The sequence below is a fragment of the Streptomyces sp. NPDC005438 genome (assembly GCF_040606315.1).
Lineage (GTDB): Bacteria > Actinomycetota > Actinomycetes > Streptomycetales > Streptomycetaceae > Streptomyces.
Genome location: NZ_JBEXEP010000001.1, coordinates 690,191 through 703,635 on the forward strand (window position 1 = coordinate 690,191; position 13,445 = coordinate 703,635).

At 71.3% G+C, this 13,445-nt stretch carries 7 protein-coding genes; 5 read left to right on the top strand and 2 right to left on the bottom strand.

Annotated elements, in window-relative coordinates; translation table 11 throughout:
• Positions 1-844 precede the first annotated feature (844 nt).
• On the bottom strand, positions 845-1,348 hold the full coding sequence (locus tag ABZT14_RS02845; protein ID WP_356295932.1) for an Rv3235 family protein: 504 nt from the start codon (positions 1,346-1,348) through the stop codon (positions 845-847).
• Positions 1,349-1,740: 392 nt separating this feature from the next.
• Here ABZT14_RS02845 and ABZT14_RS02850 point away from each other — a divergent pair, with 392 nt between their 5' ends.
• From ABZT14_RS02850 to ABZT14_RS02870, 5 genes are all read left to right on the top strand, one after another.
• Positions 1,741-2,241, top strand: a complete 501-nt coding sequence (locus ABZT14_RS02850; protein ID WP_356295935.1) for a hypothetical protein — start codon at positions 1,741-1,743, stop codon at positions 2,239-2,241.
• 59 nt (positions 2,242-2,300) lie between these two features.
• Complete coding sequence (locus ABZT14_RS02855) at positions 2,301-3,005, top strand: HAD family hydrolase (RefSeq protein WP_356295938.1); 705 nt, start codon at positions 2,301-2,303, stop codon at positions 3,003-3,005.
• Positions 3,006-3,414: 409 nt separating this feature from the next.
• Positions 3,415-8,430 carry an NAD-glutamate dehydrogenase gene (locus ABZT14_RS02860; protein ID WP_356295941.1) on the top strand — a complete coding sequence of 1,672 codons (5,016 nt, stop codon included), beginning with the start codon at positions 3,415-3,417 and terminating at the stop codon, positions 8,428-8,430.
• 340 nt (positions 8,431-8,770) lie between these two features.
• Positions 8,771-9,919, top strand: a complete 1,149-nt coding sequence (locus tag ABZT14_RS02865) for an acyltransferase family protein (protein WP_356295944.1) — start codon at positions 8,771-8,773, stop codon at positions 9,917-9,919.
• On the top strand, positions 9,916-10,854 hold the full coding sequence (locus tag ABZT14_RS02870; protein ID WP_356295947.1) for a class I SAM-dependent methyltransferase: 939 nt from the start codon (positions 9,916-9,918) through the stop codon (positions 10,852-10,854). The genes ABZT14_RS02865 and ABZT14_RS02870 overlap by 4 nt, the downstream gene beginning before the upstream one ends.
• A gap of 102 nt (positions 10,855-10,956) precedes the next feature.
• Here ABZT14_RS02870 and ABZT14_RS02875 read toward each other — a convergent pair whose 3' ends face one another.
• A complete protein-coding gene (locus tag ABZT14_RS02875; RefSeq protein ID WP_356295950.1) occupies positions 10,957-13,230 on the bottom strand; it encodes a bifunctional glycosyltransferase family 2 protein/CDP-glycerol:glycerophosphate glycerophosphotransferase in 2,274 nt (757 codons plus the stop codon).
• Positions 13,231-13,445 lie beyond the last annotated feature (215 nt).

A 13,445-nucleotide genomic window follows, 5' to 3' on the forward strand; every position in this document is an offset into this window, starting at 1 on the left:
CGGCCCTCTGTGCGGGCTCGGGCAGCCCGGTGCTGGCTGGCCGCTGGGTGGGCGTGGCTGGTCTCGGGGGTCGGGGCCGTGGTCCGGTGGGGCTCTGACCCGAACTCTCCGAGGGTTCCCGAGGTTTCCGTGGCCGCCGAACGCCCTGTCCGCCCGGGGGAGTTGGAGGCGCCGCACCCTGGTACGGGTTGTGTTGTCGGGACCTCTGAGGGGCGCGCGTGTCCTGGTGCCGCACCTCGCCGCGTAGTCGCTGGCGAAGGCCGCTGCCAAGGGGGGCGCGGCGACTCCCCTCGTCCGTCCTGCTCCGCCCCGGACGTACGACACCGGAACTACTCACTGGCCTCCCAGGGTCCGGCGCTCCCCAGCCGGCAGTCTCGCCCTCCTCCCACCGCGGACGCCCTCGGTCGCTCGGCCTCCCGGGGGCCGTGCCCCTCCTCCGTTTCCACGTGGGTACGGGGAGTCGACCCACCCGGCAGGTCCGCCCCTCGTGCCCCTCGTACGTTCACCGGTCCTGGTGCCCCCCGACCTCGGCCCCCGGTCGCGGGCCGGACCGGTGCACTCACCTCCCCTCCTGGCGTGGCGGAGCTGGGCCGGGCGGGCACCGTACGTCCCTGGGGCGCTCCCCTTCTGGCGTGGCGGAGCCGGGGCGCGGGTGCCCGCCCCCCGGCAGTGGTCGGGACCCCGAGGAGGCCCCCGGCGTCCCGACTCGAAGGGCTGCCCCGCCCCGAAGCGACGGCCCCGGCGTGCGGCACCGTGACGGGAGGGGGTCCCGGCGCCGCACCTCCCAGGGGGCGCCGGCCGTCGTCCCCGGCGCCGGCCCGCCACCCTGCCCCGGGACGTGCCCTCAGGGGCGGGCGCCGTCCAGTTCGAGGGCGCTGCACCGCCACCGACGGTCCGGGCACAGCTCCAGGCGGAAGGCCATGGCCAACTGCCGTTCACCAGCGGCGATTCGGGCGAAGGCCTCGATCACCCCGTCACGTGGCTGGGTGCGGCCCAAGCCGGCGAGTACCGGGAGTGGTGGGCGTACGGCCGAGGTCAGCAGGGGCTGGTAGGGCGCCAGACGGCACAACTGCTCGTAGGCGATACCCCGGATGTGGCCCAGCAGGGAGTGGGTGGGTCGGAGACCGCTGAGGACGGTCAGCAGTTGGGAGGCGAACCAGCGGTGGGGGCTGCGGCTCTCCCGTTCCCGCTGGGCCGCCTGCCGTAGGGCGGTGGAGGTGGGGCGCCGGTGCGCCGGGCGGCGGGAGTCGTGCCGTCCGGCGGGGCGGGTGGCCGGCCCCCGTCGGGTGGTTCGCCTGTCGCCTACCGGGGTGCGCGCGGGCTCGGGAGGCTGGGCGGTGTGGATCATGGGTCCCCGTTCTGTGAATGGCCCTACCGGCGCGATACCGGCCGGTAGCTCTGTGTGGTTGTAGCCGCCGTCCCCCAACAGCCGCAATGCGTCGGGGAGTTGGTGTCGCGCCCGCCACCAAGATCATCCCTCAGCGGGAACGGCGATCGCCGGGTTGACCCCACCCCGCCGTGACCTGCCGGAACGGTCCGCGGCGGACAGGCGCCGGTTCCTTCCGTCCCTCCCAGGGTGAGCGTGTCCGCGCTGCCGGGCTCGGGTTGACGTCGCACGACCGAGGGAGCGCGCGGGGGGAGGCCGGCACCGGTCACACGCCCTCCAGTCGGGGGAGGCCAGGCGGCCGGACCGTATGCTGACCGCGATCCCGCCCGGTCCGAGCCGTACAAGGAACCCCGATGCGCGTCTACCTCCCGCTCACGCTGTCCGCGCTCCGACAGGCCCACGGGGCCGGCGAGTTGGGGCCCGCGCCGAGGTACGGGTACGCGGTCACCGGGGAACTGCGCGAGTGGGCCGGCTCCGAGGACCAGGAGGAGTTGGAGTACCTGGCCCTGCACCAGGCCGCCGAGGCCAGCCTCCGCCTGCTCGCCGACGACCGGGAGGAGCCCGACCACCGCCGGGTGGTGATCGCCGTGGAGTGGGCGGACGCCGAGGTGCGGACCGTCACCCCGGAGGACGACGACCCGGGCCGGGTACGGCTGGAGGCCCCGGTGCCCCTGGACCGGGTCCGGGCCGTCCACCTCGACGACCCGGACCACGCCCCCCTGGTGGCCGAGGCCGCCGAGGCCCTGTCCCGCCACCCCGGCCCCGACCGGGAGGCCGCGCCCGAGCCGGTGGAGCGGATCGGGGAGCGGGAACTGCTCTGGTACGCCCCGCAGGAGATCGCCTACCTGGTGTGACCACGCCGGGTGGATCGGCGGGGTGCCGCCTGTCAGAGGAGCGACGTACGGTCGTCGTCATGGAACTGGGGAACGCATCCGCCCCCCGAGCGGGCGGCGCACACATCGTCTGGGACTGGAACGGCACCCTCCTGCACGACATCCACGCCGTGGTGGCCGCGAGCAACGCGGCGTTCGCCGAGGTGGGGATGCCCTCCATCACCCTGGAGCGCTATCGCGAGCTGTACTGCGTGCCCGTGCCCCGCTTCTACCAGAGGCTGCTGGGCCGGATGCCCACCGACGAGGAGTGGGAGGCGATGGACGCCATCTTCCACCGCCACTACTGGGCGCAGGCGGAGGGCGTGGGGTTGGCCGAGGGCGCGGCCGAACTGCTCGCCGACTGGGCGGGGGAGGGCCACACCCAGTCGCTGTGCTCCCTCGCCCCGCACGACAGGCTGCTGCCCCTGGTGCGGGCACACGCCATCGACGACCACTTCCTCCGGGTGGACGGTTCCCTGGAACGCTCCGGTGGGGCCAAGGCGGCGCAGATGGCCCGCCACATGGCGGAGTTGGCCCGGCAGGACGTCGGCCCGGGGCGCACCGTGGTCATCGGGGACGCGGTGGACGACGCCACCGCCGCCGCCCATGTCGGTGCCGCCGCCGTGCTCTACACCGGCGGCTCCCACAGCAGGAGCAGCCTGGAGGCGGCCGGGGTGCCGGTGGTGGACAGCCTCGCCCAAGCCGTGGAGGTGGCGCAGGAGATAGCGCTGGACGGCAGGGGGTGAGGGGGGTCACACGCCCGGGCGCGTGGTGAGAGTGGTCACAGGCGCTCGGGCGAACGGCCGTGCCGTACCCGGGTGTTCGCCGCTGGGGCGGGCGTCAGGGCGGTGTTGCTGTCCGAACCGTCAAAGTTGGCTCCGGGTACTTGTACAGATTCGGCCCATGACGCGCAGCTTCCAAGGGATAGCCTTTACGCGTGATCAGCGCGATATTCCAGGAGGGTCGTCACGCCCCCGCCTCGCGTCCGGTGCGTTACGACGCCCGGGCAGCCGCTGATCCATTCGGCCGCCAGTGTCCCTCACCGGGAGTCACCGTCCGCGAGTCGGCGTCGACGACGACTCGGCGGCCTCGACGGCCGGACACACCCGCACATTCTCGACGTCACGCAACGGCGCGCGACAGGAGCCTGAGGACATGCAGACCAAGCTGGACGAAGCAAAGGCCGAGCGGCTCGCTGAGGCCGTAAGGGTAGCTGAGCAGGGTTCGAGTGGGGGGAGTTCCGCTCACGGGATGGACCCGGACACGCTTGGCGCGTACCTCCAGCGGTACTACCTGCACACGGCACCGGAGGACCTCAAGGAACGGGACCCGGCGGACATCTGCGGCGCGGCCCTCTCCCACTACCGGCTGGCCGAGGAACGTCCCCAGGGCACCGCCAACGTGCGGGTGTACGCGCCCTCGGTGGACGAGAACGGCTGGGCCTGCACCCACACCGTGGTCGAGGTGGTCACGGACGACATGCCCTTCCTGGTGGACTCGGTCACCAACGAACTGACCCGCGAGGGCCGTGGCATCCACGTGGTGATCCACCCGCAGGTGGTGGTCCGGCGGGACCTGACCGGCAAGCTCCTGGAGGTGCTGGACGCCGGACAGGACCCGCACACCATCGGTGGCTCCGGCAAGAAGATGGTGCCGCACGACGCGTTGGTCGAGTCCTGGATCCACGTGGAGATCGACCGCGAGACCGACCGGGACGACCACAAGCGGATCACCGGCGATCTGCGAGGGGTGCTGTCCGACGTACGGGAGGCCGTCGAGGACTGGAAGAAGATGCGGTCGGCCGCCGAGCGCCTCGCCGAGGAGCTGGCCAGCGAGCCGGTCGCCGACGACCTGCGTGAACAGGAGGTGGAGGAGGCCCGCGAGCTGCTGCAGTGGCTGGCCGACGACCACTTCACCTTCCTGGGGTACCGCGAGTACGAGCTGGAGGACCAGGGCGGGGAGAACGGCGAGGGGCTGACGCTCAGCGCGATCGCCGGCACCGGGCTGGGCATCCTGCGGACCGACCCCCAGCGGGAGACCGAGGACGGGCACCCGGTGTCCCCCTCCTTCAACCGGCTCCCGGCCGACGTGCGGGCCAAGGCGCGCGAGCACAAGCTGCTGGTGCTGACCAAGGCCAACTCCCGGGCCACCGTGCACCGCCGCTCCTACCTCGACTACGTGGGCGTCAAGAAGTTCGACGCCCAGGGCAACGTCATCGGCGAGCGCCGGTTCCTCGGCCTGTTCTCCTCCTCCGCCTACAACGAGTCGGTGCGCCGCATCCCGGTGGTGCGCCGCAAGGTCGCCGAGGTCCTGGCCGCCTCCGGGTTCACCCCCGACAGCCACGACGGGCGGGACCTGCTGCAGATCCTGGAGACCTACCCCCGGGACGAGCTGTTCCAGATCCCGGTGGACGAACTGCGCGGCATCGTCACCTCGGTGCTGTACCTCCAGGAGCGCCGCAAGCTGCGGCTCTACCTGCGCCAGGACGAGTACGGCCGCTACTACTCCGCGCTGGTCTACCTCCCCCGCGACCGCTACACCACCTCCGTACGGCTGCGGCTGGTGGACATCCTCACCGAGGAACTCGGCGGCACCAACGTCGACTTCACCGTCTGGAACACCGAGTCGGTGCTCTCCCGGCTGCACTTCGTGGTCCGGGTGGAGCCGGGGCAGGCCCTGGCCCAGCTCACCGACGAGGAGTGCGACCGCATCGAGGCACGGTTGGCCGAGGCCGCCCGCTCCTGGGCGGACGGCTTCGCCGAGGCCCTGGTGTCCGAGTGCGGTGAGGAGCGGGCCGCCGAGCTGGCGCACCACTACAGCCAGGCCTTCCCCGAGGGGTACAAGGAGGACTTCTCCCCCCGGGCCGCCGTCGCCGACCTCCAGCACCTCCAGCAGCTGAGGGAGTTGCAGGAGCCGGACGGTGCCTCGGAACCGTCCGAGCACGACGGCTCCGAGCGGGCCGAGGACTTCGCCCTGAGCCTCTACGAGCCGCTGGGCGCCGCTCCCGGGGAGCGCCGTTTCAAGATCTACCGCAGCGGCCGGCCGGTGTCGCTGTCGGCGGTGCTGCCCATCCTCCAGGCCCTCGGCGTCGAGGTGGTCGACGAACGGCCCTACGAACTGCGGCCCTCCGACCGCAGCCGCGCCTGGATCTACGACTTCGGTCTGCGGCTGCCGTCCCACCTGACGAAGGAACTGGGCGACGACGCCCGGGACCGTATCCAGGAGACCTTCGCCGCGGTGTGGACCGGGGAGGCCGAGAACGACGGCTTCAACGCCCTGGTCCTGGCGGCCGGGCTGACCTGGCGTCAGGCCGTGGTGCTGCGCGCCTACGCCAAGTACCTGCGGCAGGCCGGCGCCACCTTCAGCCAGAAGTACATGGAGGACACCCTCCGCAACAACGTCCACACCACCCGGCTGCTGGTGAACCTCTTCGAGGCGCGGATGGCCCCCAGCCGGGCCGGCGCCGGCTACGAGCTGACCGACGGACTGCGGGAGGAACTGGACGGCGCCTTGGACCAGGTGGTCAGCCTGGACGAGGACCGTATCCTGCGTTCCTTCCTCACCGTGATCGACGCCACCCTGCGCACCAACTACTTCCAGGGCAGCGGTGACGACGGCGAGGGCCGGCCCCACTCGTACCTCTCCCTCAAGCTGGACCCCCGGAAGATCCCCGACCTGCCCGCCCCCCGGCCGCAGTACGAGGTGTGGGTCTACTCCCCGAAGGTGGAGGGCGTCCACCTCCGGTTCGGCAAGGTGGCCCGTGGTGGACTGCGCTGGTCGGACCGCCGGGAGGACTTCCGTACCGAGATCCTCGGCCTGGTGAAGGCCCAGGAGGTCAAGAACACGGTCATCGTGCCGGTGGGCGCCAAGGGCGGGTTCGTCGGCAAGCAGCTGCCCGACCCCTCGGTGGACCGCGACGCCTGGCAGGCCGAGGGCATCGCCTGCTACAAGACCTTCATCTCCGGGCTGCTGGACATCACCGACAACCTCGTCGGTGGCGAGGTGGTGCCCCCGAAGGACGTGGTGCGGCACGACGGCGACGACACCTACCTGGTGGTGGCCGCCGACAAGGGCACCGCGACCTTCTCCGACATCGCCAACGAGGTCGCCCAGGCCTACGGCTTCTGGCTGGGGGACGCCTTCGCCTCCGGCGGCTCGGCCGGCTACGATCACAAGGGCATGGGCATCACCGCCAAGGGTGCCTGGGAGTCGGTCAAGCGCCACTTCCGGGAGCTGGGTCACGACACCCAGACCGAGGACTTCACCGTGGTCGGTGTCGGTGACATGTCCGGCGACGTCTTCGGCAACGGCATGTTGCTGTCCGAGCACATCCGGCTGGTGGCCGCCTTCGACCACCGGCACATCTTCCTCGACCCCGACCCGGACGCGGCGACCTCCTTCGCGGAGCGCCAGCGGATGTTCCGCCTGCCGCGCAGCTCCTGGGAGGACTACGACACCTCCAAGCTGTCCGCCGGCGGCGGCATCCACTCCCGCAGCGCCAAGTCGGTGTCCATCACTCCCCAGGTGCGGCGTGCCCTCGGCCTGGAGGAGAAGGTCACCAAGATGACCCCGCCGGAGCTGATGCGGGCCATCCTCACCGCCCCGGTCGACCTGCTGTGGAACGGCGGTATCGGCACCTATGTGAAGGCCTCCACCGAGTCCCAGGCCGATGTCGGCGACAAGGCCAACGACGCGATCCGGGTGGACGGCCAGGACCTGCGGGTCAAGGTGGTGGGCGAGGGCGGCAACCTGGGCTGCACCCAGCTGGGCCGTATCGAGTTCGCCAGCAACGGGGGCCGGATCAACACCGACGCGCTGGACAACAGCGCCGGTGTGGACATCTCCGACCACGAGGTCAACATCAAGATCCTGTTGAACTCGGTGGTGGGCAACGGCGACATGACGGTCAAGCAGCGCAACGCCCTGCTGGCCGAGATGACCGACGAGGTCGGCGAGCTGGTGCTGCGCAACAACTACGCGCAGAACGTCTCCCTGGCCAACGCGGTCGAGCAGGCGCCCAGCCTCCTCCACGCCCACCAGCGCCACATGCGGTCGCTGTCCCGGCAGGGGATGCTCAACCGGGGCCTGGAGTTCCTGCCCAACGACCGCCAGGTCAAGGAGCGGCTGACCGCCGGTGAGGGGCTGACCCAGCCGGAGCTGGCCGTGATGCTGGCGTACACCAAGATCACGCTGGCCAAGGAGCTGGTGGACACCTCCCTGCCGGACGACCCCTACCTCCAGGACCTGGCCCTGGCGTACTTCCCGGTGCCGCTGCGGGAGCGGTTCGCGGAGGAGATCCGCCACCACGCCCTGATCCGGCAGATCGTCACCACCCTGCTGGTCAACGACACGGTCAACACCGGTGGTTCGACCTTCCTGCACCGGATGCAGGAGGAGTCGGGGGCCAGCATCGAGGAGATCGTCCGGGCGCACACCGCCGCCCGGGCCATCTTCGACCTGGCGGGCATCTGGGACGCCGTGGAGGCGCTGGACAACCAGGTGGACGCCCAGGTGCTCACCCGGGTCCGGCTGCACACGCGACGGCTGGTCGAGCGGGGCACCCGCTGGCTGCTGAACAACCGGCCGCAGCCGCTGAAGCTGGACGAGACCGTCTCGGTCTTCAGCGAGCGCGTCTCCCAGGTCTGGGCGGAGCTGCCCAAGCTGCTGCGCGGCGACGACCAGCAGTGGTACGAGAAGGTGCTGGACGAGCTGACCGAGGCCGGGGTCCCGGTGGAGCTGGCGTCCAAGGTCGCCGGCTTCTCGGCGGCCTTCCCCGCCCTCGACGTGGTGGCGGTGGCCGACCGTACGGGCAAGGAGCTGCTGGACGTCGCGGAGGTCTACTTCGACCTGGCGGACCGGCTGCGGATCACCCAACTCCAGGAGCGCGTCAGCGAGTTGCCGCGCGGGGACCGTTGGCAGTCGATGGCCCGTTCGGCGATCCGCGAGGACCTATACGCCGCCCACCAGCTGATCGCGGCCGACGTGCTCAGCGAGGGCGACGCCACCGCCTCCCCGGACGAGCGGTACGCGCTGTGGGAGGAGAAGAACGCGGCGATCCTGGGCCGTGCCCGGGCCACGCTGGAGGAGATCCAGTCCTCCGACACCTTCGACCTGGCCAACCTGTCGGTGGCCATGCGCACCATGCGCATGTTGTTGCGCAGCAACCGCTGACGGTTCGTCAACCAGGTCGTCGACGCCGGTCCGCCCCCGAGGGAACCCCTCGGGGGCGGACCGCGTTCCGGGGCCGTATCCCGGGCTGCGGTGCGGCTCCCGTCGCCGGGCAGGTCCTCGCCGCGTTCGCGGCTCGGCCAGGTCGGTGAGCGTTAAATGGGGGACATCCACCGGCCTTTCAGGCGGGTTTGTTCGGATGTGCGAGGAAGCGCCCATATGTTCGTCGGGTGACTACCGTGACCCGTCTCCCCCGTGACCCGGCCGTCGCGTCCCCGGACGGCGTTCCCGGGCGGCCCGCCCCCGTGTGCCCCGACCGGCGTGACCAGGCGGGGGGTGACCGGTGACGGCCCAGCTGACCGAGACGACGCGGGTGCCGGCGCGGCGCTCCCGTGGGTTGGGGGCGACCGCGATCTCCTCGCGGGCCACCCGCGACCCGTTCTTCGACAACGCCAAGTTCCTGCTGGTGATCCTGGTGGTGGTGGGCCACAACTGGGCGCCGTTCGCGCAGAGTTCGCGGGTGGCGGAGGCGTTGTACCTCACTCTGTACGCCTTCCACATGCCGGCCTTCGTGCTGATCTGCGGCTACTTCTCGCGTAGCTTCACCGGGCGACCGGACCAGCTGGTGCGGCTGGTGAGCGGGGTCCTGCTGCCCTACCTGGCCTTCGAGGTCCTCTACAGCGCGGCGTACGTCGTGGTCATGGACCGGCCGTTCGCGGTGACCCCCACCGTGCCGACCTACCTGTGCTGGTTCCTGCTGGCGCTGTTCCTGTGGCGGCTGACCGTCCCCCTGTGGCGCGGGATCCGGTACCCCGTGGTGGTGGCCGCCCTGGTCTCCCTGGGGGCGGGGCTGACCGACACCGGGGACGAGCTGGCGCTGTCCAGGGTGCTGATGTTCCTGCCCTGGTTCGTGCTGGGCACCCGGCTGCGGCCGGAACTGCTGCGGCCCCTGCGTACGCCGCTGGCCCGCTGGCTGGCCCTGGTGGTGATGCCCTCCGCCCTGGTCGGCGCCTACTGGCTGGCCCCCCGGCTCAGCGCCGGGTGGCTGCTGATGACCTACGACCACCGGGAGCTGAACACCGCCGTCCCGGGCTACCTCCTGACCCGGCTGGCGATCTTCGCCGTGGGGGCGGTGCTGGTGGCCGCCTTCCTGGCACTGGTGCCCCGGCGGCGTACCGCCTTCACCGCGCTGGGCGCGGTCACCCTCTACCCCTACCTGCTCCACGGGCTGCTGGTGAAGACCGTGCAGGGCTGCGGGGGCTACGACACGATGGTGGGGGGCGGACTGCCGGTGTTGGCGCTCAGCACGCTGGGCGCCGTGGCTCTGGGCGTGCTGCTGTGCGCGGTACCGGTGAGGCGGCTGGTCCGGCCCCTGGTGGAGCCGTCGCTGCCCCGCTGGCTGGTGACCGGGGAGGGCCGAGGAACGTCCCGGGAGGCCCGGGGCGAACGAGTTCGAGAGTTGACGGACAGCCGACGAGGAGGCTCAGCATGACCACCATCTCTGAGGGAGTTGACCGGCGGCAGCCGGCCGAGCCCCGGAACTTCGAGGAGATCCCCGGCTGGCTGTACGGCACGGACGTGCTCCTCTTCGACTGGCTGCTGCGTCGGCAGCGCCGGGAGGGAGTGATCGGTGACCTGCTGGAGTTGGGCGCCTACCAGGGCAAGAGCGCCGTGCTGATGGCCGCCTACCTCCGGTCGGAAGAGCACTTCACCGTGGTCGACCTGTTCGGCACCGACCCCGAGGACGAGAGCAACCTCCAGGAGAACCGCGGTTCCTACGCCACCCTGACCCGGCAGTCCTTCGAGGCCAACTACCTGGCGTTCCATCCCACGTTGCCCCGGGTGATCCAGGCGCCCACCTCGGTCGTGCCCCAGCGGGTGGAGCCCGGCAGCTGCCGTTTCGTCCACGTGGACGCCTCGCACCTGTACGAGCATGTGCGCGGCGACATCGAGGCGGCCCGCCAGGCACTGAGGCCGGACGGCCTGGTGGTGCTCGACGACTACCGCTCCGAGCACACCCCCGGGGTGGCCTGCGCGACCTGGGGCGCGGTGCTGGAGGGGGGCCTGAGGCCGATCTGTGTGAGCGGGCACAAGTTCTACGGCACCTGGGGCGACCCCGAGCCCCTGCGGGCCGCGCTGCGTCAGGACCTGGAGGAACGGGTCGGATGCCGGTTGAGCACCCAGCGGGTGGCCGGCCAGCCGTTGTTGCTGGTGAACGGGCGGAAAGCCACCCCGCCCCCGCTGCCGAGGTCCCGGTACGAGGAGAGCCGGCCCCGGGGCGGGGAGCTGGGGCCCAAGCCCTCCGGTGCCACCCGCACCCCGGGCAGGGGGCGCCGTCCGGCCTGGCGCCGTTGGGCGGTGGACCTTACCCCGCCCGTGGTGGCCCGGGCGCTGGTACGAGTCCGGGACCGCCGGTCCGGGCGCTGAACCGCCGCTGGCCCAGCCCTGAACCGGTGCCGGACCAACACCCGAACCCACCGGGCCCCCTCGACGAGCACGTCGTCGAGGGGGCCCGGCCGTACCACTGGTTCACGGATGTCGCTGGGCGGTCCGCTCGCTGAGGGGGCCCGGGATGGGCTTGGGGTCCACGGGCCGGTCGGCCGGAGGCAGTGGCGCGGGGGTGCGCCGCTCCAGGGGGACCACCGGGGGAACGTCCTGACCGTCCAGGAACAGGGCGCGGACCACGCGTTCGGCCGCCCGTCCGTCGTCGAGGGTGCAGAACCGCTCCCTGAAGGCCGCCCGGAGCCGTGCGGAGTGGGGACCGTGCCAGGCGGAGGTCGCGAAGATGTCCGTCAGCTCCTCCTCGCTGCGGGCCACCAGGCCGGGGGGAGTCGCCATCAGGTCGAAGTAGGTGCCCCGGGCCGCGCGGTAGGCCTCCCAGTCGTCGGCGAGGATCACGATCGGCCGGTCGAGGTTGGCGTAGTCGAACATCAGCGAGGAGTAGTCGGTCACCAGCGCGTTGGAGGCCAGGCAGAGTTCCTCCACCGAGGGGTGGCGGGACACGTCGATCACCCCGGTCCGGTCCTCCGGCTCCGTACCGTCGGGGCAGCGGTTGAAGTAGTGGCTGCGGGTCAGGATGACGAAGCCCGGGCCCAGGGCACGGGCCAGGTTCTCCGGGTCCAGGTGGGGGTGCTGGGTGCGTTGGTAGTCACGGTGGGTGGGCGCGTAGAGCAGGGCCATGGTGCCCGAGGGGATGCCCAGGGAGCGCCGGATCTCGGCCACCCGTTCCTCGGTGGCGTTCTGGAAGACGTCGTTGCGGGGATAGCCGTACTCCCAGCTGGTGTAGTGGGAGGGGTAGGTCCGTTCCCAGACGAGGGTGGAGTGCCGGTTGGAGGACAGGCTGTAGTCCCAGCGGTCGACCCGGCGCAGCAGCTGACGGAAGCTCATTCCGGCGGCGGCGGGGTGGTCCTGGAGGTCGATGCCCATGTGCTTCAGCGGGGTGCCGTGGTGGGTCTGGAGGTACACCTGGCCGGGGCGCTTGACCTGCTCGGTGGGGAAGTTGACGTTGTTGACCAGGTACTTCGCCCGGGCCAGTGCGCGCCAGTAGGCCCAGGAGCCGGGGTGCACCCTGGTGACCTCCTCGGGCAGGGTGTCGGCGTACTCCTCGGTGGTGGCCCACAGGGTGCGGAGACCGGGGGACAGTTCGCGCGCCTTGGCCTCGATGGCGGCGGGGTTGCAGGAGTAGCCACGGTTCCAGTAGGCGGCGAACAGGGCCAGGTTCGGGTCGAGCGGTAGCTTCCGCTGGTACGCGTAGTAGGCGCGCAGGGCCCGCTGACGCGTTCCACGGCGGCGTGCGCGCACCCAGTTGCGGAATCGTTTCGTCAAGAGACGGCCCCGACCCAGGACGTGGTAGGTGCGGCGGGCGCCCAGCAGGACCAGGAGGTGCCGCAGGCTGCCCGGGTCGCGCAGTTCGTTCCCCTCGCCGCCCGGTACCCGGTACCGCCTCGCGTGGTCCCGGCTGCGGCGGAAGAACTCCGCCCTGCTCTCCCGGGGTACGCGTCCGCGACTCTTGTAGATGGTGGTGAGGTGGTCGACCATGCGGTCGTACAACACCGCCCGCCAGACGTCGAGTTCGGGGCGGGTGGAGAGGTGGGCGAACACCCGGTCGTACTGGTCGAAGACGTCGAAGTGGCGGTCGCTGGTGGTGCCCAGGATGTTGCCGTTGCGTCGCTGCCGGTAGAGGACGCAGACCCGGTCCAGGGTGGCGATGGTGTGGGCGTTCAGCAGGACGGGATAGGTCCAGGGGGTGTCCTCGTAGTAGCCGGGAGGGAAGCTGAACCCCTCGCGCAGGACGTAGTCCCGGCGGTAGGCCTTGTTCCAGACCACCATCAGCAGGTTCAGCAGGTCCGGGCGTTCGGTGAGGCGGAACACCTGGGGGTCGCGCTGTTCCAGCAGCTCGGCCCGGATGTTCCGTGTGGTGCGGCGGTACCAGTAGGTGCGGGCGTAGTCGTAGATCAGCACCTGGGGGTCGTGGGTCTCGGCCAGCCGGTCGGAGATGGCGCGGAGGGAGCCGGGCGCCAGGCTGTCGTCACTGTCCAGGAACAGTACGTAGTCGCCGGTGGCCAGTTCCAGGCCGGCGTTGCGGGCCGGGCCGAGGCCGACGTTCTGGCGGAGGTGGACCGGGCGTACCCGAGGGTCGGCCGCGGCGAACTCGTCGATGATCTCCCCGCAGGAGTCGGGGGAGTGGTCGTTGACCGCGATCAACTCAAGGTCACGGAACGACTGTTGAAGAACGGAGTCCAGGCACTCGTGCAGGTAGGGCTGCACCTGGTGGGCGGGGACGATGACGCTGAAGCGAGGCACGGCACTTCCACGGGTCGGAGCCAGGAGGGGTCGGAGGAGGTCAGCCGACGCTTCCGGTCTTCCGGCGGCCGGTCACACTGGGTGGCCGCGCGGCTTCGACCGTGAAGATTGTGGCTTACATCCCTAATGTCCGTCTGATGTCACGGTAGCCAGCGCGCGATCAGCTGTCGACCAAGGGCTCGCCGTTTCGGGGGATTGTCGTACGGCCGGGCGTC

Coding starts and splice junctions, on each gene's coding strand:
- ABZT14_RS02845 (WP_356295932.1), bottom strand. CDS start 1,348: ATGATCCACACCGCCCAGCCTCCCGAGCCCGCGCGCACCCCGGTAGGC.
- ABZT14_RS02850 (WP_356295935.1), top strand. CDS start 1,741: ATGCGCGTCTACCTCCCGCTCACGCTGTCCGCGCTCCGACAGGCCCAC.
- ABZT14_RS02855 (WP_356295938.1), top strand. CDS start 2,301: ATGGAACTGGGGAACGCATCCGCCCCCCGAGCGGGCGGCGCACACATC.
- ABZT14_RS02860 (WP_356295941.1), top strand. CDS start 3,415: ATGCAGACCAAGCTGGACGAAGCAAAGGCCGAGCGGCTCGCTGAGGCC.
- ABZT14_RS02870 (WP_356295947.1), top strand. CDS start 9,916: ATGACCACCATCTCTGAGGGAGTTGACCGGCGGCAGCCGGCCGAGCCC.